Here is a 24966-nt window from a genome sequence, read left to right as displayed (position 1 = left end):
CATTCCATCGTGGTTCGACAGGCTCACCACGAACGGGATGGATTCGCCACGAACGGATGGGTTCGCCAAGGTTCGGACGCCACTGCCGAGGCAGGTGCACATCCCTGACCATCGAACACCCATGCGCAGTCGTGCGGAGTCCTGCCAATAAACTGCACCCCGTGACCTCGCGGCGCGTTCGACACCGACCGGCGATAATGCGCGCATGACCACCCTGCGCATCGCCACCCGCAAGAGCCAGCTCGCCCTCTGGCAGACCGAGCACGTCGCCGCCCGCCTGCGCGAGGCCCATCCCGGTTTGCAGGTGGAACTGGTGCCGCTGTCCACGCGTGGCGACGAGATCCTCGATCGCTCACTGGCGGCGATCGGTGGCAAGGGCTTGTTCCTGAAGGAGCTCGAACTGGCGATGCAGCGCGGTGAGGCCGATTGCGCGGTGCATTCGCTCAAGGACGTGCCGATGGAGCTGGAGCCGGGCTTCACCCTGGCCGCGATCCTCGCCCGTAGCGATCCCGCCGATGCCTTTGCCAGCAATCATTTCGACGCGCTCGCTGCGCTGCCGCAAGGCGCGCGGGTCGGCACCTCGTCGCTGCGCCGGCAGGCCCAGCTGCGCGCACTGCGGCCCGACCTCGACCTGCGTGACCTGCGCGGCAACGTCAATACTCGCTTGGGCAAGCTCGATGCCGGCGATTACGACGCCATCGTGCTGGCCTGCGCCGGCTTGCAACGGCTCGGGTTCGAAGCGCGCATCCGTGCGCGGCTGGATGCGCCGGCCTGGCTGCCCGCGCCCGCGCAGGGCGCAATCGCGATCGAATGCCGCAGCGACCGTCCGCAGGTCATCGCGCTGTGTGCCGCGCTGGACGATGCGCAGACCCGCAGTTGCGTGGACGCCGAACGCGCGATGAATCGCGCCTTGCACGGCAGTTGCCACGTGCCGGTGGCGGCACTGGCCACGCGATCCGGCGAGCGCCTGCACTTGCAGGGCCTGGTCGGTTCGGTCATCGATGGCCGCTGCGTACGCGCGCAGGCCCATGGCAGCGTCATTGAGGCGGAAGCGTTGGGAGTCGAAGTGGCCCAGGCCCTGCTGGCGCAGGGCGCGCGCGCGTTGATCGACGCCGTCTGACCGAGGCAGCCGCGCGCCGCTCAGAGCAGATAGCGCAGCTTCAGCGTCAGGTCGGTCTGGTTGCGCGTGGTCAGGTGGCTGTCGCGGCGCGTTTCCACGCCGGCGCCCAGGCTCCACTTCGGGTGCAGGCTCAGATCCAGCAACAGGTTGTTGCGCAGGTAGGCGCCGTGCTGCCCGGCTTCAAGCCGCGCCGTTTGCGACAAGCGGCTGCGTTGGCCAAGGGCATGGCTCCATTCCAGCTGCCCGCGCAGCACCGGGCCGGTGCCGGCGATGCCGTCATCGGCATGGCCCTGCAGCCGGTAGCCGGTCTCCATGACCACGCGCACGCTGGTCTGCCCGGTTTTCGCCATCTGCCTGCCGTACTGCAAGCCCACGCGGGCATTGTTGCCCCGCAGCTTGACCTGCTCCGGCGGCGTGCCGGGGAGGTTTGGCCGTGCGCCGCTACCCGGCAATGCGTTGCCATCGACAGGCAGCTGGCCGGACGGGATCGTCGGCATCGCCTCCACCCGCCATTCGCCGGCCAGGCAGCGTGCGTGCAGGCAACGCGGCGGGTCGACCAGCCGCAGCACGAGCTCCTGCTGGAGCAGCGGCGTGGGTGGCAGGGCGCCGAGGGTGGGCGGTGCGGCAAGCACCAGCCCCAGCAGCGGAAGCATCGGTCTGGCAGCCAAGTTAGTGAAATCGCCGCAATTTTAGACCATCCGCCAATGCCGGGGAATCTCTGGCGCCGCGGTGGCCTTGCCGCAGCGCCCGCACGGCGGCGTACGGCGGGTGGGCCGCGTTTGTGCGGGTTCACCCGGGCCGGCAGCCGCCGCTGTCGTTTACGCAGCCACGCCTGGCGCAGACGAAGTCGACGAAGGCTTCGTGCGGCACCGCCTGCGACCAGAAGTAGCCCTGCCCGCTCTGGCAGTCCAAGCCGCGCAGCCGTTGCAGGGTGGCACTGTCCTCGATGCCTTCGGCCACGACCGCCAGCCCCAGGCATTGGGCCATCTCGGTGATGGCGCGCACCAGCGCCTCGTCGTTGGGATCGTTGCAAATCCCGTCGACGAACGCGCGGTCGATCTTCAGCCGGTGCACCGCCAGTCGACGCAGGTAGCTGAGGTTGGAGTAGCCGGTGCCGAAGTCGTCGATGGCGATCCGCACGCCGCGCCGCGCCACCCGTTGCAGCAATTCGGCGAGATCGCGGGTGTCGGCGATCAGCGAGGATTCGGTCAACTCCAGTTCGAGTGCTTCACCGGGCAATCCGGCGGCGGCCAGCGCCGCGGCCACCACCACGTCGAAATCGGCCCGGCGCAGTTGCAACGGCGACACGTTGACGGCCACCGTCAGATCGCCCAGTCCGGCCGCGCGCCATTGTTGCGCGTCCCGGCAGGCCTGTTGCAGCACCCAGTCGCCGATCTCGTGGATCAGCCCGCTGCGTTCGGCGATCGGGATGAACACGGTGGGCGAGATGAAGCCCTGCTCGGGGTGTTGCCAGCGCAGCAGCGCCTCGGCGCCGATCACCCGCTCGCCCGCCAGTTCGAGTTGGGGCTGGTAGTACACCCGCAGCTCGCCATTGGCCAGCGCGGTGCGCAGGCCGGCAGCGATGCGCAACTGTTCGGCCACGCTCTCATTCATGCCGGGGTCGAAGAAGCAGAACGTGTTGCGGCCGAGATCCTTGGCCCGGTACATGGCCATGTCCGCGTTCTTCAGCAACACATCGACGTCCTCGCCATCGCGCGGCGACACCGTGATGCCCATCGACACGGTCACCAGCACCGACATCCCGTCAACCGAAAACGCCTCGCGGAAGGCCCGGTTGATCTTGCCGATGACGGTGGCGATTGCGCTTTCGGTCTTCAGGTTGGGCAGCAGGATCACGAACTCGTCGCCCGAGATCCGGGCCACCGTGTCGGTGTCGCGCAGGGCGGCGCGCAGCTTGACCGCCACCTGCAGCAACAGCGCATCGCCGGCCGCATGCCCGAGCGAGTCGTTGATGGTCTTGAAGTTGTCGATATCGAGGAAGATGACCGCCACGACCCGCCCGCTTTCCGCACCCTGAACCAGCAGCTGTTCCAGCCGGTCGCGGGCCAGCAGGCGGTTGGGCAATCCGGTCAGATTGTCGCTTTGCACCAGCCGTTCGATTTCCTGACGTGACTGTTGCAGCGCCTGCTTTTCCCCCTCCAGCCGGGTGATGGCGTTGCGCAGGTCGTCGGAAATCATCTGCACCAGCATCCAGGTGATCACCAGGATCAGCCCCACCTCGAACAGCCGAACCCAGGGCGGAGAATCCTGCACGCTGGGCAGGATGCCGGTTTGATCCAGTCCGTAGGCGACGACCAGCGAGACCAGCAGGATCACCACCAGCGCCCGGGTCAGCCGATGTGCTCCAAGCATGGCCGCCAGCACCACCAAGGTCGGAAAAGCCATCGGCGCTTCGTCGTACAGTCCTTGCCCGGCGAACATCAGGGCCATCAGCCCGAGCGCCAGCGAAGCCACCATCAGATGAACCGCCCGCAGCGACCGGCCCTGCGCGTTTTGCCACAGCGTCAGCGCCAGCAGGCCCACGACGATGGCGTCGAACAGCACCGAGACCCAGCGCTCACGGGCAATGTTCAAGGCCACCAGGGTGACGAAGACCGCCAGCACCACCCAGCCGATCTGGCGTACGCGGGTCGGGTTGAGCGCCAGCGGCTGCCGCGCCCGATCCGCATCTTCCGGCGATGGATCCCGTCGCTCCATGTTCCCCAGCGAGACTGCACCTGGCGTGCGCGCTGAGCCTAACATTCCGCTGCCGCAAATCGCGCGGTTTGCATCCCGTCGCATTTGCACTAAATTCGTGCAAATGGATTCCGATGCACCGGCTGATTTCATTCCGGACGCGCTGGCCACGCCGCTGCTGCGGCTGGATGCCGGGGCGCGGATCGCATTTGCCAATGCCGCGGCCACGCGCTGGTTCGGGGTGAGCCAGCGGCGCTTGCACGGCCTGCACGCGGCCGCGCTGGAACAGGCGGGCGAGCAGCTGGTCGGCGTGCTGGCCGAACCCGTGGACGCGCCACTGCGACTGCGCGCGGTGGGACTGGCGTTCCCCGGCAGCGCCGCCCCCCGCTTCGCCGACCTGTGGCTGACGCCGAGCGAGGCTGGCTATTGGCTGGAGCTGCATCCGGTCGACGAATTCCCCGGCACCGACCCGGCACAACTGCTGCCTTCCGCACTGGCGGCCTCGCTGAAGGGACTGGCCCACGAATTGCGCAATCCGCTCGCCGGGATCAAGGGTGCGGCGCAACTGCTGGCGCGCCGGGTCGGTTCCGACGAAAGCGAACTCACCGGCATCATCGAAAGCGAAGCGCAGCGACTGGCCGTGCTGGTCGATCGCCTGCTCAACCCGGCGCCACCACGCGCGCTGGCGGCGATCAACGTGCACGCGGTACTGGAACGGGTGGTGCGGCTGGCGGAAAGCGACGCGGGTTGGGCGGTGCGATTGCAACGTGACTACGATCCGTCGCTGCCGGAGCTGCTCGGTGATGCCGATGCGCTGACCCAGGCCGTCTGGAACCTGGTGCGCAACGCGATCGAAGCCGGCGCCGGCACCGTCAGCCTGCGCACCCGCGCCGAACACGGCGTGCGCATCGGCGATGCCCTGCATCCGCTGGCACTGCGCCTGGAAATCATCGATGACGGCCGCGGCGTGCCGCCGGAGCTGGCCGAACACCTGCTGCTGCCCTTGGTCAGCGGTCGTGCCGAAGGCACCGGGCTCGGGCTGGCGCAGGCACAACAGGTGGCACGCGCGCATCGCGGCGTGCTGGTCTGGCGCTCGCGCCCCGGGCATACCGTGTTCACCCTGTTGCTGCCGCTGGCGGTGGAGGTGGCCGATGACTGAGCCTGCGAGCCTGTGGGTGGTCGATGATGATCGTTCGATCCGGTTCGTGCTCTCGGCGGCGTTGACCGAGGCCGGCTACCGGGTGACCGCATTCGCCAGCGCCGATGAAGCGCTGGTCGCGCTGGACTCCGGACGCATGCCCAGGCTGGTGTTGGCCGACGTGCGCATGCCGGGCACGGACGGACTGGCCCTGCTCGACCGACTCAAGGCGAAGCGGCCGCAATTGCCGGTGATCATCATGTCGGCGCATACCGACATCGCCAGCACCGCCGGCGCGTTTCGCGGCGGTGCGCAGGATTTCCTGTCCAAGCCGTTCGATCTCGATGCGGCGGTGGACTTGGTCAGGCGCTGCCTGCCGCAGGACGCCGCGGGGCTGGAGATGCCTGAAGTCTCGCCAGCGGAAGTCTCGCTATCCGCACCCGCGCCATCCACCGAATTGATCGGGCAAGCCCCCGCGATGCGCGCACTGTTCCGCGCGATTGGCCGTTTTGCGCAGGTGCCGCTGTCGGTGTTGATCACCGGCGAGACCGGCACCGGCAAGGAGCTGGTGGCGCGCGCGCTGCACCGCGAATCGCCGCGCGCCGGCAAACCCTTCGTGGCGCTGAACACGGCCGCGATTCCGGCCGAACTGCTGGAGTCCGAACTGTTCGGCCACGAGGCCGGTGCCTTCACCGGTGCACAGCGGCGTCACATCGGTCGTTTCGAGCAAGCCAACGGCGGCAGCCTGTTCCTCGATGAAATCGGCGACATGCCCGCGACCCTGCAAACCAGGCTGTTGCGGGTGCTGGCCGAAGGCGAGTTCTTCCGCGTCGGTGGGCGCGAATTGATCCGGGTCGACGTGCGCGTGCTCGCCGCCACCCACCAGCCGCTGGAAGCGCTGGTCGAACAGGGACGCTTCCGCGCCGACCTGCTGCATCGTCTCGACGTGGTGCGCCTGCACCTGCCGCCGCTGCGCGAACGCCGCGAGGACATCGGCGTGTTGGCGGCGCGCTTTCTCGCCACCGCCGCCACCCGCCTGCACCTGCCGGCGCGCAAGCTCGCGCCCGCCGCGCTGGAACGCCTGCACGCCCACGCCTGGCCGGGCAATGTGCGCGAACTGGAAAACCTGTGCTGGCGGCTGGCCGCACTGGCTCCGGGCGAGACGATCAGTGCTCGCGACCTCGACCTCACCAACCTTGCATCGAATTCTGGCCGCGTCGATGCCGCGCACGACTGGACGACGGCACTGGCCGACTGGACCCGGCAACAGCTCATCGCCGGCACGGCCGACCTGCACGCAAAGGCGCGCGAACGCCTCGACCTTGCCATGCTCGAGGTCGCGCTGTCCCTGCGCGACGGCCGCCGTGGCGAAGCCGCCGAGGCGCTGGGCATGAGCCGCAATACCGTGACGCGCAAGCTGGGTTCGTCGCGCAAGCGACACTGAGGAGCTGCCTCCACTCGGGTCGATAGGCCGTTCTTCGCGCCCCTGCGGTGCGCTCCCACGCGAAATCACTGTGCCGCCTCTTGTGGGAGCGCACCGCAGGGCGCGACAGGCACGATCGGAGCAGCCGTGGCGGCAAAAGCCCGTCACAGGCATAGTGCAGGCACACACACGCCCACGGAGAGTCCCATGCCGCATGCGTTGAAACTCAGGATCGCGCTGCCCGTCATTCTCGCCGTCGGCTTGTCCGCCTGCGCCAGCGCACCCGCCCCGCGTCCGCAGACGAACACGCCGACGCCGGTTGCGCGCCATGCCATCGCCAATCTTGCCGCGGCCTCGGCGACCCTGGTCAGCGGCCGGCTCATGTTCGACAGTGGTGCCAGGGGCGTGCACATCCACGGCGACATCGGTGGGCTCCAGCCCGGCAGCAGCCACGGCTTCCACATCCACGAAACCGGTGATTGCAGCGCAGTCGACGCCAGCAGCGCCGGCGGGCATTTCAACCCGAACCACGCCCCGCACGGACGCAGCGGCCACGGCGCGCACCACCTCGGCGACATCGACAACCTTGTCGCTGACGCCAACGGCGTGGCCCATGTCGATGCCTGGGTAACGGGCGTCGGTCTGGGTGATGGCTCGCCGCATGACATCCTCGGCCGCGCCGTGATCGTCCATGCCGCCGTCGACGACTACGCCAGCCAGCCCTCCGGCAACGCCGGGGCGCGGGTGGCCTGCGGGGTGATCCGACTGGTGCCGTGATGGGCCATCGGCTGGATGTCCGGTTCCGGCGGGAATTTCCGCTACTTATTCCAACCCCGAAACGGACTGCTGCCATGCCCATCCCGATGCGCGCCTGCCTGCCCCTGACGCTGTTGCTGCTCGTGGCCTGCTCCAAGCCCGCGCCGCAGACCACGACACCGCCTGCCCCGACGCCCGCGCCAACGGCTGCCACGTCGAGCGCACCGGCCTCGGCCGCCGGATCGGCCACCATCGTCGACACCGAGTCCGAAGAAAAATGCACCGACGAACCGCGCACGGATCCCGATGACAAGCGCCCGCGCTGCGGCGGCATGGGCGTACCGCAGTCCAGCGCTTCGCACGCCTATCGGATCACGCTGGGCAACGGCGACACCATTACCGCCTGCGACATCACCCAGCCGTTCAGCGGCAAGATCGCTGGCGGCATGGTCAACATGTCATTCACGCCCACCAGCGCCAAGGGCGGAACGGTGTTGTGGCGTTTCCTTGGTGCTGGCGGCGTGGTGGACACCACTTACAACTACAGCCTGAGCGGCCCCGAAGAAAGCATGACCGGGAACTTCCAGTCCACCTCCGCCGTCTGCGGCAAAGCCGCCGGCCTGACCGCCTGCGGCACCAACCAACGACAGGCACTCACCTCCACTTGGACGCGCATCGAGGCGTGCAGCGAGTGAACACCATCAACCATCAGCGCAGCTGGAAGCGCAGCCCTTGGCGTTTGCCGGGTTTTGCTTGCGCTCTCACCTTGCTGCTGTCCGCCTGCGCACCAACGTCCGAATCGGGTAATCCAACGCCAACAACTGCGGCTGCAGCCACGCCCGCCGCCGCGGCGACGGGCACAGCCACCACTCCACCCGAAGAAAAATGCACCAACGAACCGCCCACGGATGAAAACGACAAGCGCCCACGCTGCGGTGGCATGGGTGGTGCCACGGCGCCTGCAACGCGCGCCTACAGCATCGATGTTGCCGGGATGGGCACGACCACCTCGGGCGCCGATTGCGTGGTCAGGCCATACGACGCCTGCGACATCGACAAACCCTTCAGCACCGAATTCTGCGGCCTCACGCTCACCCATACGCCCACCAGTCGCACCGGCGGCACGTTCGAGGTGCAGCTCACGGCCGCCGGCGTTGACTACAAACAATCAGGTACCTACACCCTGAGCGGTCCCGAGAACAGGCTGACGGCGACCTATGCCACCGCCGAGATGTGCGCGCATACGGGAGGCCAGGCGCTCTGCGTGCCGCAGCCGGCCCGCACCACCACCTGGACCAAGATCAGCGATTGCAAGGCGGCGCCATGAACCAGCGCCACCTCCCTGCCTTCGGCTTCACCACGCTGGCGCTGCTGACGCTGGCCGCCTGTTCGCCGCAATTCAGGAGTCCGCCATCGACCGCAACGCCCGCGCCAGCGGCTTCGACGGCGAGCACACCGGCCCCGATCGCCGGATCGGCCACCATCGTCGACACCGAGCCCGAAGAAAAATGCTCCAACGAACCACGCACGGATCCCGATGACAAGCGCCAGCGCTGTGGCGGGATGACTTCGGTGACGCCCGCATCGCGTGCGTTCCACATCGTTGGCGGCAGCGGCGACCCGGTAGATCAGGTGGTCTGCAACATCGATGAAACATTCGTCTTGAACGGAAAAATGTTCGGCGTCGAATTCAGCGGCGGCGTCGATGGCACCTACAAATTCGTGCGCACGCCGAACATCCCGGGCCTGCGCTGGAATGCCGGCGGCCGCTATCACATCGAATTCCCCGACGGCCAAGACAAGCCCGGCACGCTGACCACCGCAGGTGGCGGCACCACCACGGCCGGCGCGCAATCGCGCACCACCAGCGGCGGCGAGCGTTTCACCCTGACGCCGGCATCGGCAGGCGCCTGCACTCCGTGATTCCGCCTCAGCGATGTCGCCGCCTCAGCTCACGCCGAGCTTGCGCGCCAGCGCCTCGGCGGCGGCGCGGTTGACTTCCTGCGGCAGCACCGCTTCGCGCAACACCGGCAGGGCCTGCGCGAGCAAGCGCCGCGCTTCGGCTGAGTCACCGCGTTCCGAACGGATTGCCGCAAGCTCTGCCCGGGCGATGGCAAGATCGATGGGCTGGGTGCCGGCAGTCAGCTGCGCGATGGCCTTGCGCTGCGCCTGTTCGGCCGCGGCAAGGTCGCCTTGCTGCCGCGACAGTGCCGCATGCATGCGTTGAATGCTGGCGAAGATCGGGTGCGTGGGCGGTGCGGCCTTGGCCCAGAGCGCTTCCGCCTCAGCAAGCAGCGCCGCCGCATGCGCAAAGTCGCCCATCAGTTTCGCTGCCACCGCCTGCTGCAGGACGAGGTAGGCGTAATCCTGCGATGCCGTGCCATCTTCCTTGCCCATGGGTTCGCGCAAGGCGCTCAGCTGGGCATAGGCCCAGCTGGCTCTGCCGGCTTTGGCGGCAATGCGTGCCTGCCGCACGCGCAGCTTTCGCACCACGTTCGGTGCATTGCCATCCTGAATACCTGCCAGCAATGCGATCGCGTCAGCATACTGTTGCAGCGCTTGCGGATAGTTGCCAAGGCCGTCGTATACGCTGCCCAGATGCTCCTTGCGGATGGCGATTTCCAGCGGCACCGCGTCGGACGTCGCGCCCAGGCTGTCGGCATGTTGCATCGCGGTCAACGCTTCGGGAAAACGTCCTTGATCCTTCAGCACCAGTCCAAGACTGCCGTACAGCTTGCTGATGTCGGCTCCCCCTTCGAAATACTTTTCGCTCAGGGCGATGGCCTGGCGAATGCTGCGCTCGGCGCCGCGCTGGTCGCCGGAGACGGCTTGCGCATCCGAGAGCGCGCGCAGCAGGCCGGGGCGTTCTGGCGATTCCTGCGGGATCCTTGCCCTGTCTGCAAACGACAGGCCTTGTTGCGCCGTATCCATGGCTTTTTTTGCATCGCCGGTCCAGCTGTAAAGCGAGGCGAGATAGGAATAGACGGTGATCGCAGCCGGCGGCGGCTCCGGCATGGCATTGACCACCGCAATCGCCTGTTTCCAGGAGGACTCCGCAGCGGCGGCATCCCCATTGCGGAACTGGGCGTAGCCAAGATCAAACAGGGAATTGAGGCGCGCCTGCTGGTCGTCGGGAGCATAGCGCGCGCGCATGCGCATCGCTCGCTGCGCTTGCTGGAGTGCTTCCTTGCCACGCTCCAGCGCACCGAGCGCGTTTGAATAATTGGAGATGTCATCTGCCAGTTTCAGCGCATCATCGCGACCACGGGGCTGTACGCCGTTGAGCCCGGCGGCCAGCAATTCGGTTGCAATGCTCGGTTCACCCAAGGTGAGATACATCTGCCCCAGCTTGCGCTGCACGGTCTGGCGCACCGCTGCAGGCATTTGTTTATCATCGCCCAGCTTGCGGGTTGCCGCCTCAAGCAATTGTCGCGCAGTGATCTTGGTGTCCAGTGCTTGATCCGGCAATGCCGCCAGCATCGTGTTGCCAAGGAAATCCAGCGCCGCCTGTGCGGTGGCCCCTTGTCGCTGCGCTTCGCTGCGCTGCTGCTCGGCAAGCCGCGCCTGCATCTGCGCCTCGCGCGCCTGCCACAGCGCCACGCCGGTGCCGACAAGCAGGGCCAGTGTCACCGCGCCGATGGCTGCCGCCAGTCCACGATTGCGGCGCAGCCACAGCCGCGCACGCTGGCCGCGCGACAGCGGCACGGCGGCGATCGGGCGGTTGTCCAGCCAGGCACGCAGGTCATTGGCCAATGCGTCGGCGGAGGCATAGCGCTGTTCCGGGTCGCGGCGCAGGCAGGTCTGCACGATGGCCGCCAGATTGCCGCGCAGCGCACGCGCGAGTGCGGCGGGATTCAAGCCTCCGCGCAGGGCGGCCTGTTCCGCCGTTGTCTGCGCGGCGGCGCGGGTCAGCGGTTCCGGCTCGCGCTCGAGCTGCTGCAGCTGGCTGGCCACCGGGGTGTCGCGGGTCAGCCCGAACGGGTGCGCGCCGGACAGCAGGCGATGCAGGATCACGCCCAATTGCCACAAATCGGTGGCGGTGGTGATCGGGGCGTCGTGCAATTGTTCGGGGCTGGCGTATTCGAAGGTCAGCGCACGATCATGCGTAGCTGTCAGCTCGCTGCCTTGCAACTGCTTGGCGATGCCGAAGTCGAGCAGTTTCACCCGCCCCTCGCCATCGACCAGCAGGTTCGACGGCTTGAGGTCGCGATGCACCACCAGGTTGCGATGCGCATAGCGCACCGCATCGAGCACCTGCAGGAACAAGGTGACCCGCGCACTCAGGCCCAGCACACGCGCATCGCACCAGCGGTCGATGGGCTGGCCATCGACCTGTTCCATCACGAAGTACGGCTCGCCGTCGGTGCTGAAACCGCCGTCCAGCAAGCTGGCGATATTGGGATGCTGCAAGCCGGCCAGGATTTGCCGTTCGCGCAGGAAACGCGCGCGCGCAGCCGGGGAATCGGCGGTGGCGCGGATCAGCTTGAGGGCGGCGCGCTGGGCGTAGGCTCCGTCGCTGCGTTCCACCGAATAGACGGCACCCATGCCGCCCTGGCCGATCACGCCGACGATCTTCCACGCACCGATGCAGCGGCCCAGCGCCGGATCGGCGTCCGGCTCTGCCGGGGTTGCCAACGCCTCAGCCCACCGCGGTGCATTCGAATACGGCTCGGTCTCGCCTGCATCGGCGGCCAGCAAGGTGCGCACCTGTGCCAGCAGGCCCGCCTCGCCGGCGCACAACGCCAGCAGCCTTGCCTCGCGCGCGTCGCCTTCCAGCTCGGCGACCGCGTCGAAGATCGCAAGAGCGCGTTTGCGCTGCGACAGGGCGGGATCGTCGCTCGCGCTCATCCGAGCTCGGCCAACAGGAAGGCGCGCGCCTTGCGCCAGTCGCGGCGCACCGTGCGATCGGTGACGCCCAGCATCTGCGCGATCTCGGCTTCCTCATAGCCGCCGAAATAACGCAGTTCCACCACCTGCGCGGCGCGTTCATCCAGTGCGTGCAGGCGTTTGAGCAGCTCATCGAGTTCCAGCACTTCCAGCGCGGCACGCTCGCCGTTTTCCAGCCGTGCGGTCAGGGTCACCGGCGCGTCGCCGCCGCCGCGCTTGTCGGCCTTGCGGGTCCGGGCATCGTCTACCAGCACCTGCCGCATCGCCCGCGCCGACAATGCCAGCAGGTGGTTGCGGTCCACCGCCGCCAGCTGCGCACCGCCGGCCAGCTTGAGGTAGGCCTCGTGCACCAGCGCGGTGGTCTGGAAATCGTCGCGCATGCGGCGCAATTGCTGCCGCGCGGCGCGCTTGAGCTCGTCGTAAATGGCCGAATAGGCCGCCGATAGTGCGGCCGCATCACCCGCACGGGCGCAGGCCAACAGGTGGGTGATTTCCGCGCCGGAGCCGGTGTCGGGGTTGGATTCCATGGCCGCGCTCCGGGCCGTGTCCTGTGTGATGCCGGAGTTTCGCATATCTCCATCACGCCGGCAGTGCCGCCGGAGCCTTCCCGAGGAAACGACGCATGAAACCCCGCACCTACCGCCCTTCCCGCCGCCCGCGCCAGCTGGCGCTGTCCATCCTGAGCCTGACCCTGTTGGGCACATTGTCGATGCCGGCGTTTGCAGCCGATCCCGTGTGCGTTGACACCAATGGCAACCCCATCGCGCCGGCACCTTCGACCGATCAGGGCAACGAACATGGTACCGACAACGCCACCTGCGATCCGATGGCCAGTGCCTACGGTCAACACAACAACGCGAGTGGCATACGCTCCAACGCGTTTGGTAACAACAATGTCGCATGGAACACCGATGCCAATGCCTTCGGTACGAGCAACCAGGCCCGGGGGCAAGGTAGCAGTGCGTTCGGCTACGTGAACACGGCAGAAGCGGCGTTCGCCAGCGCGTTCGGCGCAGCGAATACGGCCACCAGCACCTGGACCAGCGCCTTCGGCTTCAACAACAACGCCGGGGGGCCGAATCACAAGCAATCGGCCAGCGCGTTCGGGGCAAACAACATGGCGTCGGGCGAAGCCAGCACCGCCTTCGGCTACGGCAACACCGCAAGCGCCTTGGGCAGCAGCGCATTCGGGTACATCAACAGGGCCACTGGCAACTGGAGCACCGCCATCGGAGCCGGCTCAGTGGCGAATGCGGAAAGGAGCACGGCGATTGGGTTCCAAACCGTTGCCAATGAGTCCGACGTCGTGTCCTTTGGGCACGCGGCCGGAGACCTGGATGTGTTTGGCAACGCTTACGGCAGCGACTACAACGCGCGCCTGATCCATGTCGCCGACGGCATCGACGACAACGATGCGGTGAACGTGCTGCAGCTGCGCACACTCGCCACCTGGATGGGCGGCGGTGCGACCTTCGCCAGCGGCGTGTTCGGCGCGCCCACCTTCACCATCCAGGGCGTTGCTTACCACGACGTCGGCTCGGCGTTCGCCGCTGTGGACTCCAAACTGACCTCGCTGGCTGGCAGCGTGGGCACGCCCGGGCCGCAGGGCCCACAAGGACCAACCGGACCACAGGGCCCGACCGGTCCGCAAGGCCCGGCAGGACAGGACGCCGACATGACCGCGGTGGCGCAGATGGTGCAGGACGGCGACGCCGCCACCTTGACCGCCGCCAACAGCTACACCGACACCAAGTCGGCGCAGACCCTGGCTGCGGCCAATGCCTATACCGACCAGCGCTTTGCAGCCTGGAACGACACCTTCAGCCAGTACCAGCAGCAGGTGGATGCGCGCTTTGCCCACACCGACACCCGCATCGACCGGATCGGCGCGATGGGCACGGCGATGACCCAGATGGCGGTCAACGCGGCGATGAGCAACAGCCCGCGTGGGCGGATCGCCATTGGCGTCGGCGCGCAGGGCGGCCAGGGCGCGGTGTCGATCGGCTATGGCCGGCGCATCGGCGACCGCGGCTCGTTCTCGCTGGGCGCCAGCTTTGCCCACGGCGAGAGCAGTGTCGGTGGTGGTTTCGGTTTTGACTTGTAAAAACGCGGTGTGATGCGGGGAGGGATCCGGGGCGGGCACCCGCCCCGGATTTTTGCCTGACTCCGCTCATGGTTCGACAGGCTCACCACGAACGGAGTCAGGACGAGCGCATCTTGTGCGTAGTTCTGACGATTCTCATCCGTGGTGAGTCCATCCCATTCGCGGTGAGTCCATCCCATTCGTGGTGAGTCTCTCCCGTTCGTGGTGAGCCCATCCCGCTCGTGGTGAGCCTGTCGAACCACGGGCGGGAATGGCACCTACGTTCATGGTTTGACAAGCCTGTCCTGAGCGTGTCGAAGGGCTCACCACGAACGGTGGGTCGGATACATGAACAGTGGGCGGGATACACGGATGGCGGACGGTCCACGTCATCGGCGAGGGGATACGCGAACCGAAATCAGGCACCCGCGACCGGGGTGAATACTGCCGCCAGATCGCCCCTCACCCCAGGCAACTTGCATCCGCCTGCGGGCAGTGCACGAATTGCACGGGCACGCCGTGGGCGCGCAGGACGGCCGCGTACTGGCGCTGGCGCATTTCGAACAGGTTGAAAGCCTGCGCCCGCTGCTCGCGATCGGCCTCGGGTTCGGCATCACGCTGCTGCCATGCGGCAAAATCCAGCAAACCAAGTCGCACCTCGCCGGCCGCGTAGCGCGCCAGTGGCTCCTGCGGCTGGGCCAGCACGAATTCGGACTGCGGCTCCAGCAGCGCCGCGTCCAGCAGCGCCCACAGATTATCCAACCCGACGTGCTGGTATTGCATCGCGGTCATCGCCAGCAGGTCGCGCAGGCTCTGGTAGCGGACGTGTTCAACCTCCACGCCCAGTCCGTCCTGCAGTGCCAGCGCCACGTCGGCCTCGGCCAGCCCGCGGTCGAACAGCTCTTCTTCCAGCGCCGCGCTGGCTTCGGCCACGGCCGGGCCGCTGAGGACGAACGGCATCACCCGCAGCACGCCGCCGGAAAAATCGGGATCAGCGTGCAACGATTCAGGCATCCGGCCATCGGCGTCGGCGCCGAAGCCGACCGTGCGCGGGCCGAAGCCTTCGCCCGGCATTCGCTCGAGCAGGCCCTGCACGGCGCGGTGAACCGGCCAGCCCGGCCGCAGGGCCTCGGCCGGGTCGTAGTGGACGCCGACCAGGGCCAGGTCGCAGCCGATCACCGACGGCGCCAGTTTGGACAGATCGCGCCCCAGCAGGGCGGCGACTTCGCCGGCGATTGCACCGGGCAGCGCCGGCCGCACCGGCGCGCCGACGTCGCGCAGCTCGATCGCGATCTGGCCGCGGAAATCCTGCGAATAGGAAAAATGTGCGCCCATCTGGAGCTTCGACTCGATCCCGTCACACTACACTGCGTACATTATGCGCGCGGCACCGCTGCCGCCGGGGGGCAAGGCATGCAATACGGTCGTCCAGTTGCGATTCTCGGCGGGGTCCGCATCCCGTTTTGCCGGCGCAACACCGCGTATGCGGATGTCGGCAACCTTGGCCTGTCGGTGCGCACCCTGGGCGCGCTGGTCGAGAAATTCGGCCTCAGCGGCAAACAGCTGGGCGAAGTCGCGATGGGCGCGGTGATCAAGCATTCCTCGGACTGGAACCTCGGTCGCGAAGCCACCTTGTCCTCCGGGCTGTCGCCGTTGACCCCCGGCATCACCATGCAGCGCGCCTGCGGCACGTCGCTGGACACGATTCTTTCCATCGCCGGCAAAATCGCCACCGGGCAGATCGAAGCCGGCATCGGCGGCGGCTCCGACACCACCTCCGACGTACCGATCGTGTACGGGCAGAACCTGCGCCGTCGCGTGCTGCATGCCGAAGCCGCCAAGTCCCTCGGGCAGCGGCTGGGCGCGTTCAAGGGCTTCCGGCTGGGCGAACTGAAGCCGGATTTCCCCGGCGTCGCCGAGCCGCGCACCGGCAAGTCGATGGGCGACCATTGCGAGGACATGGCGCGCGAATGGGGCATCACACGCGAGGCGCAGGACGCGCTGGCGGTGGCCTCCCATCACAAGCTTGCGGCGGCCTACGGGCGCGGCTTCTTCGATGATCTGGTGGTCGGCTTCCGCGGCGAAACCCGCGACAACAACCTGCGCCCGGACACCAGCATCGAGAAGCTCGCCACGCTCAAGCCGGCGTTCGACAAGACCTCCGGCAAGGGCACCCTGACCGCCGGCAATTCCACCCCGCTCACCGACGGTGCTGCGGCCTGTCTGGTGTCCACCGACGAATGGGCCGCGCAGCACGGCTTCGAGGTCCTCTGCCACATCCGCGATGCGCAGGTGGCGGCGGTGGATTTCGTCCACGGCGAAGGCTTGCTGATGGCGCCCACCGTGGCCGTGGCCGAACTGCTGGCGCGCAACAACCTGCGCCTGCAGGATTTCGACCTGTACGAGATCCACGAGGCGTTCGCCGCGCAGGTGCTGTGCACGCTCAAGGCCTGGGAAAGCGCCGACTACTGCCGCGACCGGCTGGGCCTTGCCGCGCCGCTGGGGGCGATCGATCCGGACCGGATCAACGTCAACGGCTCCTCGCTGGCCTGCGGCCATCCGTTCGCCGCCACCGGCGCGCGAATCGTTGCCAGCGCCGCCAAGGAGCTGCGCGCCCGCGCCGGCCGCCGCTGCCTGATCAGCATCTGCACCGCCGGCGGGATGGGCGTGACCGCAATTCTGGAGCGCTGAGGTCACGGGCCCTCAGCGCGCCCCTGCGGCTCGCCTACGAAAAACGCCCCACCTGCAGGAGCCGACCGCGGCCACAGGCCGCGGGCTGCGATGGACCGCCGCGGTTCACGGCCCGCTGTCGCTGCGCAGGGCCTGCACCTTGCGCTGGTCGTGCACGGCTTCGCGCGCAACCACCCACGCGAACAGCGCCATCCCGGCCACCACGACGCACAAACCCCACAGCGCTACTCCCGCCGGCCACGCCTCGCCCAGGAACAGCACGCCGAGCAGGGCCGCAAACACCACCTCGGACGCCTGCATCGCCTCCACCGCGCCCAGCGCGGTGGCCTGCGTCCGCACCATGCCGCTGGCCTGGAAAAACAGGATGGTGGCCACGACCCCGGCCAGAACCGCCACCACCAGCACCGCTTCGGCCTGGGACGGCGTCGGCGGCCCCACCCGCAGCCACGCCCACAGCGCCAGCGCCCACCACGCCGGCTGGCTGGCCAAGGTCATGCCGAACACGCGCTGGGTGGCATTGAGCGGCTCGCCGCTGCGCTCCAGATGCAGCAACAGCCCGCGATTGCCCAACGGATAGGCCACCGCGCACACCACCACGCAGGCCAGCGCAATCCAGGCCGCCACATCGAGCCGGCCCTGGGCATGGCCGAATTGCATCAACATCACCCCGGCCACGATCACCAGCCCTACCGCCAGCCCCGCGCGCGGAACCCGCGCCCGCGCATCGCGGTAGAGCAGCGGCGCGCACAGCATCCCGGCTACCACCATCAGCTGAAAGCTTCCGGCCACCAGCCACGCCGGGCCGCTGGCTGCGGCATAGCTCAGCAGGACATAGAACAGCACGAAGCCAATCCCGCTCCACAGCAGCCACGGCCCCGGCGCCGCGCGCAGCGACCGCCAGACCGGCGCAACGCCGCCCTGCCAAGGCATCAGCGGCAGCAGCAGGGGCAGCATGAACAGGTAGCGCAAAGCCGCCGTCCACGCCCAGTGGCCGCCCTCCAGCGCCACCGCGCGGTTGACCACGTAGGTGGAGGTGAAGAACAGCGCCGCCAACAACGACAGCCCGACTGCCAGCAGCACGCGTCGGCGCAGGCTCATCGTCGGCGCCGGATCGGGATGCTGGCCACCGGCACCGTGACAAGATCGACGCCGCCTTCGCGGATCGGTGCGCCGTGTTCCGGTGCCCAGGCCATCGCACTGATGATCTCGAAGGTGGCCGGCAGCCCGTCCGGCGTGCGCTGCGCTTCGTAGGCCTGCGCGGCCGCCGCAAACCGGCCGCGTCCGGTCAGGCTCGCGCGCCGGTTGTGTAGCGCGTTGGTGGCACCGAGCGCGCGCAGCTCGCGCATCAACGCGGGCAGGTCGGGGTGGTGGCGGACCTCTTCATCGCGGTCGACCACCGGCTGGAAGAAGCCGGCGTCGATCAGCGCATCGCCGACCCCGGCCACGTCCACGAATGCGCTCACGTGCGGCGCGTCATCGGCCTGCGCGAACGCCTCGCGCAGCTCCCACAGGGTTTCCGGACCGAAAGTGGAAAACAGCAGCAGGCCCTGCGGCTTGAGCACGCGGCGAAAGCTGTTGAGCACCTGCCCCAGCGCATCCACCCACTGCAGGCACAGGTTCGAGAAAATCACGTCGACCGTGCCATCGGCCAGCGGAATCGTGCGCGCATCGGCGCACACCGGCAGCGGCGCCTGCGCAAACGGGTTCCAGCGCTTCGAGCCGGTGCGCGTGCGCTCCAGCATCGGCAGCGCCAGATCCATCGAAATGATCTGCGCCTTCGGCCAGCGTTTCTGCATGATCCGGCTGGCGCTGCCGGTGCCGCAGCCCAGATCGAGCACGCGCTGCGGCGGTTGCCGCTGCAGCGCCGGATCATCGAGGTAATCCAGCGAATCCAGCAGACGCTGCTCGGCGATTTTCTGCACGGCGGCGGCGGCATCGTAGGTTGCCGCCGCGCGCGCGAATCGGCGGCGAATCTGGCGGGAATCAAACAGGGGCGTGGGCATGGTGCTCGCTCGATGGCGGTGCAGGCGGGGTCGGCGCGGCGGCGAAAAAATCCAGCAATGCCGCGGCGACTTCCTGCGGATGGGTGAGAAATGGCGCGTGGCCGGCGTGTTCGATCTGCATGAAGCGTGCGCCGGGTGTCAGCGCGGCGGCGGCCTGCATCGCCAACGGCGAGACAACGCGGTCGCGTCGCCCCGCCATCCACAGACTTGGTATTTCCAAGGTCGGCAGCTGTGGCCGCAAATCGGTGGATTCCAGCAGTCGCAGGCCTTCGGCCAGCACCCGCGGCGACGGCGCGCCGCGTTCCAGCGCCAGCGTGCGCAATTGCCGCGTGCGTACCCGCGCGTCGTCGAGGCCGAAGGCCTCCAAGGCAAGAAAGCGCTCGACCGTGGCCTGCCAATCGGCGGCCAGTCCGGCCTCGAACGCGGCAAAGGTCGCCACCGGCATCCCCTGCGGCCAGTCCGGCGCGGCCACGAAGCGCGGCGTGGCGGCGAGCATCGCCAATACCGGGATCCGCTGCGGCCAGCGGCTGGCCGCGTGCAGTGCGATCGCACCGCCCATCGACCAACCGCACCAGGGCGCAACCGGCGCCGCTTCCAGCACCGCGCGCGCGCAGGCATCGAGTTCCACGGGCACAGTGTTGTCGCGGCTGTGGCCGTGGCCAGGCAGGTCGACCAAATACATCGTATGGCGATCGCGCAGCGCCTCCGCCAGCGGCAGAAACACCCCGCCGTGCATGGCCCAGCCGTGCAACAGCACCAGCGGCGGGCCGCTGCCGATGACTTCGACGTGCAGGCTCATGCCGCGTCCTCGCGCGCCGGCCAAGCCGGGCTGGCCGCCAGCGCCGCGCGCACGGCGGCGCTGTGTTCGCCCAGCTGCGGCGCGCGCGTTTGCGTCGCCAGTGCAGCGTCGGAGAACCGGATCGGGGTACGCAGGCCCGGCAACGCGCCGCCGGCAGTGGCGGCATCGGAAAGTTCCAGACGCAGGCCGCGATGGCGCACCTGCGGGTCGGCGAAAACGTCCGCCAGCGTGTTGATCGGTCCAGCGGGAATGCCCGCGCGTTCCAGCGCCACCAACACATCGGCACGTGGGCGCTGCGCGAAGGCTGCGGCGAGCATCGGCTCCAGCGCGTGCCGGTGCTGCACGCGGGAGGCGTTGTCGGCAAAACGCGCATCGGCAGCCAGCTCGGGCAGGTCGAGCACGGCGCACAGGCGCATGAACTGCGCATCGTTGCCCACCGCCAGCATCAATTCGCCATCCTGCGCGGCGAACGGCTGGTAGGGGACGATGTTTGGATGCGCGCTGCCCAACCGTTGCGGCACCTGTCCGGAGGCGAGGTAATTCATCGCCTGATTGGCCAGCATCCCGACCATCGAATCGAGCAGGGCGATGTCGATATGCTGACCGACGCCGGTGTGAGCACGCTGCAGCAGCGCGGCCTGGATCGCGATGATGCCGTGCTGGGCGGCGAACAGGTCGGCGAAGGCCACCCCGATCTTCTGCGGCGGGCCATCGGGCGCGCCGGTCAGGCTCATGATCCCGCCCATCGCCTGGATCATCGCGTCATAGCCGGCGCGCGCGGCATACGGCCCGTCCTGGCCGAAGCCTGTCACCGAGCAATACACCAGCCGCGGATTGCGCCCGTGCAGGCTGGGGTAGTCGAGGCCGAATCTCGCCAATCCACCGACCTTGAAATTTTCGATGAACACATCGGCCCGCGCCGCGAGTTTGTGCACCCGCGCCACGTCGTCGGCATCGCGCAGATCAGCCACCAACGAGCGCTTGCCGCGATTGCAGGCGTGGTAATACGCCGCATCGCCCGCACCGCCATCGGCGCGCGTGACGAAGGGCGGCCCCCAGCGGCGGGTGTCGTCACCCATCGGCGCTTCGATCTTGATCACGTCGGCACCCAGATCGGCCAAGGTCTGGCCGATCCACGGCCCAGCCAGGATGCGCGCCAGTTCGACGACTTTCAGCCCGGCCAGCGGGGCGGTATTGCTGCTGCTCAAACCCTGCACCTTGCGTGATGACGGCAACCGGCGCGCATCCAGGAAAGGTTGAAGCACTACCTTCTGATCGTCATTCCCGCGAAAGCGGGAATCCCTGGACTTTGCATTTCAAACAGTCAACGTCCATGAGTCCCCGCTTTCGCGAGGATGACGGTACTTGGGACCTTCCCAAGAGATGTCTTGCCGGTGCAATAGTGTGGAACGCCTTGGGTAGGCTGTCGAGACAATGGCCATCACGCCACGGTGGTCATACTGGCATTTTCCTCCATCCGCATCGATCGCAAGGACCTCTCGCCATGAATCTCGTGTTGTCCCGTCCCGACCTGCTGCGGCAACAGGCGTATATCAATGGTGCGTGGTGCAATGCTGACGTCGGCGCCACCTGCGAGGTGCGCAACCCCGCCAGCGGCGCGCGGCTGGGCAGTGTTCCCGACATGGGCGCGGCGGAAACCACGCGCGCGATCGCGGCGGCGAAAGCAGCCTTTCCGGCCTGGGCCGGCAAGACCGCGAAGGAGCGCGCCCGCGTGCTGCGCGCGCTGGCCGACCTGATGCTGGAACACCAGGACGACCTGGCGCGACTGATGACCGCCGAACAAGGCAAGCCGCTGGCCGAATCGCGCGGCGAGATCGCCTATTCGGCCAGCTTCCTGGAATGGTTCGGCGAGGAAGCCAAGCGCATGGACGGCGACACCATCCCCGGCCACGCCAGCGACAAACGCATTCTCGTTTTGCGCCAGCCGATCGGCGTGGTGGCGGCGATCACGCCGTGGAACTTTCCCTCGGCCATGCTCGGCCGCAAGCTCGGCCCGGCGCTGGCGGCCGGCTGCACGGTGGTCTGCAAGCCGGCGCTGCAAACGCCGTTCTCGGCGCTGGCGCTGGGCGTGCTGGCCGAGCAGGCGGGGCTGCCGGCGGGCGTGTTCAATATCGTTACCGGGGCCGATGCCGCCGCGATTGGCCGCGCGATGACCTCCAATCCCGACGTGCGCAAGCTCAGCTTCACCGGCTCCACCGCGGTCGGCAAGCAGCTGATGGCGCAGTGCGCCGAGGACGTCAAGCGCGTTTCACTGGAGCTGGGCGGCAACGCGCCGTTCATCGTGTTCGACGATGCCGACCTCGACGCCGCGGCCGCCGGTGCCATTGCGAGCAAATTCCGCAACAGTGGCCAGACCTGCGTCTGCGCCAACCGCTTGTTCGTGCAGGACGGCATCTTCGACGCATTCGCGGAGAAGCTCGTCGCCGCGGTCGCGCAGCTGCGCGTGGGCGACGGGCTGGAAGGCATCACCGAACAAGGCCCGCTGATCGACGCCAAGGCGCTGGCCAAGGTCGAGACGCTGGTGGCCGACGCCGTGGCCAAGGGCGCACAGGTGCTCATCGGCGGCGCCCGCCATGCGCTTGGCGGCACGTTCTATCAGCCCACCGTGCTGCGCGGCTGCACGCCGGACATGCAGCTGGCGCACACGGAAATCTTCGGCCCGGTCGCGCCGCTGTTCCGTTTCCACGACGAGGCCGAAGTCATCGCCCAAGCCAATGCCACCGAATTCGGGCTGGCCGCGTATTTCTACACCCGTGATCTGACCCGCAGCTGGCGGGTGGCCGAGGCGCTGGAAGCCGGCATCGTCGGCATCAATACCGGCCTGATTTCCACCGAGGTCGCGCCGTTCGGCGGGGTCAAGCAGTCCGGTCACGGCCGCGAAGGTTCGAAGTACGGGCTGGCCGATTACACCGAGCTCAAATACCTGTGCGTGGGCGGGGTGTGAGTGCTTCGGGCGCCTGCGCCAGCGCGGCCAGCAGGCCGTCGATCTGATCGTCGGCATGGCTCGCGCTGAGGGTGATGCGCAGCCGCGCGCCGCCTTCCGGCACGGTCGGCGGGCGGATCGCGCCGACCCAGTAGCCGCACGATTCCAGCGCCCGTGACAGCGCCAGCGCCGCGCCATCTTCGCCCACCGGCAGCGGCTGGATTGCGGTGACGGAGGGCAGCAGCGGCAGGCCCAGGCGTGCGGCGCCGCTGCGGAACCGCGCGATGTTTTCCTGCAGGCGCGCCCGCAGCGCGTCGCCTTCCGCGCTCTGCACGACGGCCAGCGCGGCCGCGGTGGCCGCCGCCTGCGCGGGCGGCATCGCGGTGGTGTAGATCGCGGCGCGCGCGGTCTGCAGCAGATGTTCGACGAGTGCGTCGGTCCCGATCACCGCCGCGCCCACGCCGCCCAGGGCCTTGCCGAAGGTGACCAGGCGCAACGGCACCTGATCCACGCCCAGGCCGGCCGCCGCCACGCTGCCGCATCCGTCCGGCCCCAGCACGCCGGCGCCGTGGGCGTCATCGACATACAGCAGCGCGTCCTGCGTACACGCCACCGCAGCCAGCTCGCGCAGCGGGGCGATGTCACCGTCCATCGAAAACACCGCGTCGGTCGCCAGCACCGCTGCGCCGTGCGGATGCGCGCCCAGCTGGCGTGCGGCGCCGTCGGCATCGCCGTGCGGATACCGCTTGAGCGTGCAGCCGGCCAGGCGCGCGCCGTCGATCAGGCTGGCGTGGTTGCGCCGGTCCTGCACGCAGACATCGCCCTGGCCCAGCAGCGCCTGCAGCACCGCCAGATTGGCCGCATAGCCGCTGGAAAACAGCAGCGCCCGCGGCGCCTGCTGCCAGTCACACAGCGCCTGCTCCAGCACCGCGTGTTCCGCCGCGTGGCCGCAGACCAGATGCGAAGCCGTGCCGCCCGCGCTGGCCGCCGCGTGCAGGGCGGCCAGCACCTGCGGATGCTGCGACAGGCCGAGGTAATCGTTGCTGCAGAAATTCAGCAGCCAGCGGCGCGCGCCGTCGACGCCGACGACTTCACAGCGCACGCCGTCGCGGCGCAGGCAGGTGCGCCGCACGCGGGTTCGCTGGTTTTGCTCACGCCGCGCGCGCTGCGCGGCGATGCGGTCGCTCAGCCGTGCTCGCATCCGCAGCCGCAGCCACAGCCGTCTTCCGGCTCGCGGGAAAGCTGGGCCAGCTCACGCTTGCGGGTGGTCTCGGCCAGGGTCGGGCCGGTGCCGCCGCCTTCGCTGCAGCCGCAGCTGCCGCCACCGCCGCAGCCGCCGCCGCTGTTTTCCCTGACGATGGTCAGACCGGGGATGTCGCTGAGGCTGGATTTCACGTTTTCGACGGACATGGGGCGCAAACCGAGGCGTTGGAACAGGGCGCTATCGTACCCCGGATCGGGGTTGCCCGTGGTCAGCAGCTTTTCGCCGTGGAAGATCGAGTTGGCGCCGGCGGCGAAACACAGCGCCTGCATTTCGTCGCTCATGGCGGCGCGGCCGGCCGACAGCCGCACCATCGAGGCCGGCATCAGGATCCGCGCCACCGCCACCGTACGCACGAATTCGAATGGATCCAGCGCCGGCGCGTTTGCCAGCGGCGTGCCTGCCACCGGCACCAGCTGGTTGATCGGCACCGATTCCGGATGCCGGGGCAGGTTCGCCAGCGTCACCAGCAGGCTGGCGCGCTGGCGGCGGGTTTCGCCCATGCCGACGATCCCGCCGCAGCAGGTTTTCATGCCGGCATCGCGCACATGCGTCAGGGTGTCGAAGCGGTCCTGCACGGTGCGGGTGTGGATGATCTGGCCGTAATACTCGGGGTCGGTGTCGAGGTTGTGGTTGTAGTAGTCCAGCCCGGCGTCCTTCAATTCCCGCGCCTGTCCGGCATCCAGCATCCCCAGCGTGACGCAAGTCTCCAGCCCCAGCGCCTTCACCGCCCGCACCATCGCCACCACCTTGGGCATGTCGCGCGGCTTGGGCGAACGCCAGGCCGCGCCCATGCAAAACCGCGACGCACCGTCGGCCTTGGCCTGGCGCGCCTGCTCGACCACCGCGTCGACGTCCATCAGCTTGCTGGCCGCCAGCGACGTGCCGTGGTGGGCCGACTGCGGGCAATAGGCGCAGTCCTCGGGACAGCCGCCGGTCTTGACCGACAGCAGGGTCGAGACCTGGACCTCGGTTGGATCGAAATGCTCCCGGTGGGCGCAGCCGGCACGATGCAGCAGTTCGGTGAACGGGAGATCGAACACGGCCTCAACTTCGGCGCGGGTCCAATCGTGGCGGATCGGGAAGCGGCGATCGGGCAAAGGGCTGACGGCGGACAAGGGCGTTTTCCGACTGACTTGAAGCGGGCAAGGGCGCAGTCTGGAA

General features: G+C 68.3%; 20 protein-coding genes and 1 pseudogene. 10 read left to right on the top strand and 11 right to left on the bottom strand.

What is annotated here, in order from left to right:
* Positions 1-205 precede the first annotated feature (205 nt).
* Positions 206-1120, top strand: a complete 915-nt coding sequence (hemC, locus tag M9902_RS07560) for a hydroxymethylbilane synthase (RefSeq protein WP_297221961.1) — start codon at positions 206-208, stop codon at positions 1118-1120.
* A 20-nt stretch (positions 1121-1140) separates the two neighbouring features.
* Here hemC and M9902_RS07555 read toward each other — a convergent pair whose 3' ends face one another.
* Positions 1141-1773 carry a DUF481 domain-containing protein gene (locus M9902_RS07555; RefSeq protein WP_297221959.1) on the bottom strand — a complete coding sequence of 211 codons (633 nt, stop codon included), beginning with the start codon at positions 1771-1773 and terminating at the stop codon, positions 1141-1143.
* A 136-nt stretch (positions 1774-1909) separates the two neighbouring features.
* Positions 1910-3838 carry an EAL domain-containing protein gene (locus tag M9902_RS07550; RefSeq protein ID WP_297221957.1) on the bottom strand — a complete coding sequence of 643 codons (1929 nt, stop codon included), beginning with the start codon at positions 3836-3838 and terminating at the stop codon, positions 1910-1912.
* Positions 3839-3941: 103 nt separating this feature from the next.
* On the opposite strand from M9902_RS07550, the gene M9902_RS07545 reads away from it, so the two are divergent.
* The 6 genes from M9902_RS07545 (at position 3942) to M9902_RS07520 (ending at position 9057) form a co-directional block, all read left to right on the top strand.
* A complete protein-coding gene (locus M9902_RS07545; RefSeq protein ID WP_297221954.1) occupies positions 3942-4976 on the top strand; it encodes an ATP-binding protein in 1035 nt (344 codons plus the stop codon).
* Positions 4969-6399 carry a nitrogen regulation protein NR(I) gene (ntrC, locus tag M9902_RS07540; protein WP_297221952.1) on the top strand — a complete coding sequence of 477 codons (1431 nt, stop codon included), beginning with the start codon at positions 4969-4971 and terminating at the stop codon, positions 6397-6399. The genes M9902_RS07545 and ntrC overlap by 8 nt, the downstream gene beginning before the upstream one ends.
* Positions 6400-6585: 186 nt before the next feature.
* Positions 6586-7155: a superoxide dismutase family protein gene (locus M9902_RS07535; RefSeq protein ID WP_297221950.1), complete on the top strand. Its 570-nt coding sequence runs from the start codon at positions 6586-6588 to the stop codon at positions 7153-7155.
* Complete coding sequence (locus tag M9902_RS07530; protein WP_297221948.1) at positions 7155-7829, top strand: hypothetical protein; 675 nt, start codon at positions 7155-7157, stop codon at positions 7827-7829. Before M9902_RS07535 ends, M9902_RS07530 begins: the two co-directional genes overlap by 1 nt.
* Positions 7826-8461, top strand: a complete 636-nt coding sequence (locus M9902_RS07525) for a hypothetical protein (protein WP_297221946.1) — start codon at positions 7826-7828, stop codon at positions 8459-8461. The genes M9902_RS07530 and M9902_RS07525 overlap by 4 nt, the downstream gene beginning before the upstream one ends.
* The gene (locus M9902_RS07520) at positions 8458-9057 is read left to right on the top strand and encodes a hypothetical protein (protein ID WP_297221944.1); all 600 of its coding nucleotides are present in this window, start codon (positions 8458-8460) and stop codon (positions 9055-9057) included. The genes M9902_RS07525 and M9902_RS07520 overlap by 4 nt, the downstream gene beginning before the upstream one ends.
* 24 nt (positions 9058-9081) lie before the next feature.
* On the opposite strand, the gene M9902_RS07515 is transcribed toward M9902_RS07520, so the two are convergent.
* Both M9902_RS07515 and M9902_RS07510 read right to left on the bottom strand, forming a co-directional pair.
* Entirely contained in the window at positions 9082-11982 is a 2901-nt protein-coding gene (locus M9902_RS07515) for a serine/threonine-protein kinase (protein ID WP_297221942.1), read from the bottom strand.
* Positions 11979-12548: an ECF-type sigma factor gene (locus M9902_RS07510; protein WP_297221940.1), complete on the bottom strand. Its 570-nt coding sequence runs from the start codon at positions 12546-12548 to the stop codon at positions 11979-11981. Before M9902_RS07510 ends, M9902_RS07515 begins: the two co-directional genes overlap by 4 nt.
* 95 nt (positions 12549-12643) lie before the next feature.
* On the opposite strand from M9902_RS07510, the gene M9902_RS07505 reads away from it, so the two are divergent.
* Positions 12644-14125: a YadA-like family protein gene (locus tag M9902_RS07505; RefSeq protein WP_297221938.1), complete on the top strand. Its 1482-nt coding sequence runs from the start codon at positions 12644-12646 to the stop codon at positions 14123-14125.
* A 441-nt stretch (positions 14126-14566) separates the two neighbouring features.
* Here M9902_RS07505 and M9902_RS07500 read toward each other — a convergent pair whose 3' ends face one another.
* Positions 14567-15439 carry a hypothetical protein gene (locus M9902_RS07500; RefSeq protein ID WP_297173757.1) on the bottom strand — a complete coding sequence of 291 codons (873 nt, stop codon included), beginning with the start codon at positions 15437-15439 and terminating at the stop codon, positions 14567-14569.
* Between the two features lie 78 nt (positions 15440-15517).
* Here M9902_RS07500 and M9902_RS07495 point away from each other — a divergent pair, with 78 nt between their 5' ends.
* Entirely contained in the window at positions 15518-16795 is a 1278-nt protein-coding gene (locus M9902_RS07495; RefSeq protein WP_297173760.1) for an acetyl-CoA C-acetyltransferase, read from the top strand.
* Positions 16796-16900: 105 nt separating this feature from the next.
* Here the strand turns inward: M9902_RS07495 and M9902_RS07490 are convergent, their stop codons facing one another.
* From M9902_RS07490 to M9902_RS07475, 4 genes are read right to left on the bottom strand one after another with little or no spacing between them, the layout of a single operon-like run.
* Positions 16901-17893, bottom strand: a complete 993-nt coding sequence (locus tag M9902_RS07490) for a multidrug resistance efflux transporter family protein (protein ID WP_297173763.1) — start codon at positions 17891-17893, stop codon at positions 16901-16903.
* On the bottom strand, positions 17890-18798 hold the full coding sequence (bioC, locus tag M9902_RS07485; protein WP_297221936.1) for a malonyl-ACP O-methyltransferase BioC: 909 nt from the start codon (positions 18796-18798) through the stop codon (positions 17890-17892). The genes M9902_RS07490 and bioC overlap by 4 nt, the downstream gene beginning before the upstream one ends.
* Positions 18779-19591 carry a pimeloyl-ACP methyl ester esterase BioH gene (gene bioH / locus M9902_RS07480; RefSeq protein ID WP_297222076.1) on the bottom strand — a complete coding sequence of 271 codons (813 nt, stop codon included), beginning with the start codon at positions 19589-19591 and terminating at the stop codon, positions 18779-18781. The genes bioC and bioH overlap by 20 nt, the downstream gene beginning before the upstream one ends.
* Before the next feature lie 2 nt (positions 19592-19593).
* Positions 19594-20862, bottom strand: coding sequence for a CoA transferase (locus M9902_RS07475; RefSeq protein ID WP_297221934.1), 1269 nt, complete (start codon positions 20860-20862; stop codon positions 19594-19596).
* A 239-nt stretch (positions 20863-21101) separates the two neighbouring features.
* Between M9902_RS07475 and M9902_RS07470 the strand changes: the two genes are divergently transcribed.
* On the top strand, positions 21102-22562 hold the full coding sequence (locus M9902_RS07470; protein WP_297221930.1) for an NAD-dependent succinate-semialdehyde dehydrogenase: 1461 nt from the start codon (positions 21102-21104) through the stop codon (positions 22560-22562).
* Here the strand turns inward: M9902_RS07470 and bioF are convergent.
* Positions 22534-23742, bottom strand: coding sequence for an 8-amino-7-oxononanoate synthase (gene bioF / locus M9902_RS07465; protein WP_297221928.1), 1209 nt, complete (start codon positions 23740-23742; stop codon positions 22534-22536). The two genes, M9902_RS07470 and bioF, sit on opposite strands and share 29 nt — an antisense overlap.
* Positions 23743-23942: 200 nt before the next feature.
* Positions 23943-24881, bottom strand: a pseudogene (gene bioB / locus M9902_RS07460) (biotin synthase BioB); the annotation flags it as partial.
* Positions 24882-24966 lie beyond the last annotated feature (85 nt).

The sequence above is a fragment of the Thermomonas sp. genome, assembly GCF_023953935.1.
Classification (GTDB): domain Bacteria; phylum Pseudomonadota; class Gammaproteobacteria; order Xanthomonadales; family Xanthomonadaceae; genus Thermomonas.
The sequence above is the reverse complement of the archived record's forward strand: the minus strand, read 5'-3'. Positions and strand labels throughout refer to the sequence as shown.

Excerpts from the sequence above, each read along its gene's own strand:
- hemC (WP_297221961.1), top strand. The coding sequence starts at position 206 with ATGACCACCCTGCGCATCGCCACCCGCAAGAGCCAGCTCGCCCTCTGG.
- M9902_RS07555 (WP_297221959.1), bottom strand. The coding sequence starts at position 1,773 with ATGCTTCCGCTGCTGGGGCTGGTGCTTGCCGCACCGCCCACCCTCGGC.
- M9902_RS07550 (WP_297221957.1), bottom strand. The coding sequence starts at position 3,838 with ATGGAGCGACGGGATCCATCGCCGGAAGATGCGGATCGGGCGCGGCAG.
- M9902_RS07545 (WP_297221954.1), top strand. The coding sequence starts at position 3,942 with ATGGATTCCGATGCACCGGCTGATTTCATTCCGGACGCGCTGGCCACG.
- ntrC (WP_297221952.1), top strand. The coding sequence starts at position 4,969 with ATGACTGAGCCTGCGAGCCTGTGGGTGGTCGATGATGATCGTTCGATC.
- M9902_RS07535 (WP_297221950.1), top strand. The coding sequence starts at position 6,586 with ATGCCGCATGCGTTGAAACTCAGGATCGCGCTGCCCGTCATTCTCGCC.
- M9902_RS07530 (WP_297221948.1), top strand. The coding sequence starts at position 7,155 with ATGGGCCATCGGCTGGATGTCCGGTTCCGGCGGGAATTTCCGCTACTT.
- M9902_RS07520 (WP_297221944.1), top strand. The coding sequence starts at position 8,458 with ATGAACCAGCGCCACCTCCCTGCCTTCGGCTTCACCACGCTGGCGCTG.
- M9902_RS07515 (WP_297221942.1), bottom strand. The coding sequence starts at position 11,982 with ATGAGCGCGAGCGACGATCCCGCCCTGTCGCAGCGCAAACGCGCTCTT.
- M9902_RS07510 (WP_297221940.1), bottom strand. The coding sequence starts at position 12,548 with ATGGAATCCAACCCCGACACCGGCTCCGGCGCGGAAATCACCCACCTG.
- M9902_RS07505 (WP_297221938.1), top strand. The coding sequence starts at position 12,644 with ATGAAACCCCGCACCTACCGCCCTTCCCGCCGCCCGCGCCAGCTGGCG.
- M9902_RS07500 (WP_297173757.1), bottom strand. The coding sequence starts at position 15,439 with ATGGGCGCACATTTTTCCTATTCGCAGGATTTCCGCGGCCAGATCGCG.
- M9902_RS07495 (WP_297173760.1), top strand. The coding sequence starts at position 15,518 with ATGCAATACGGTCGTCCAGTTGCGATTCTCGGCGGGGTCCGCATCCCG.
- M9902_RS07490 (WP_297173763.1), bottom strand. The coding sequence starts at position 17,893 with ATGAGCCTGCGCCGACGCGTGCTGCTGGCAGTCGGGCTGTCGTTGTTG.
- bioC (WP_297221936.1), bottom strand. The coding sequence starts at position 18,798 with ATGCCCACGCCCCTGTTTGATTCCCGCCAGATTCGCCGCCGATTCGCG.
- M9902_RS07470 (WP_297221930.1), top strand. The coding sequence starts at position 21,102 with ATGAATCTCGTGTTGTCCCGTCCCGACCTGCTGCGGCAACAGGCGTAT.
- bioF (WP_297221928.1), bottom strand. The coding sequence starts at position 23,742 with ATGCGAGCACGGCTGAGCGACCGCATCGCCGCGCAGCGCGCGCGGCGT.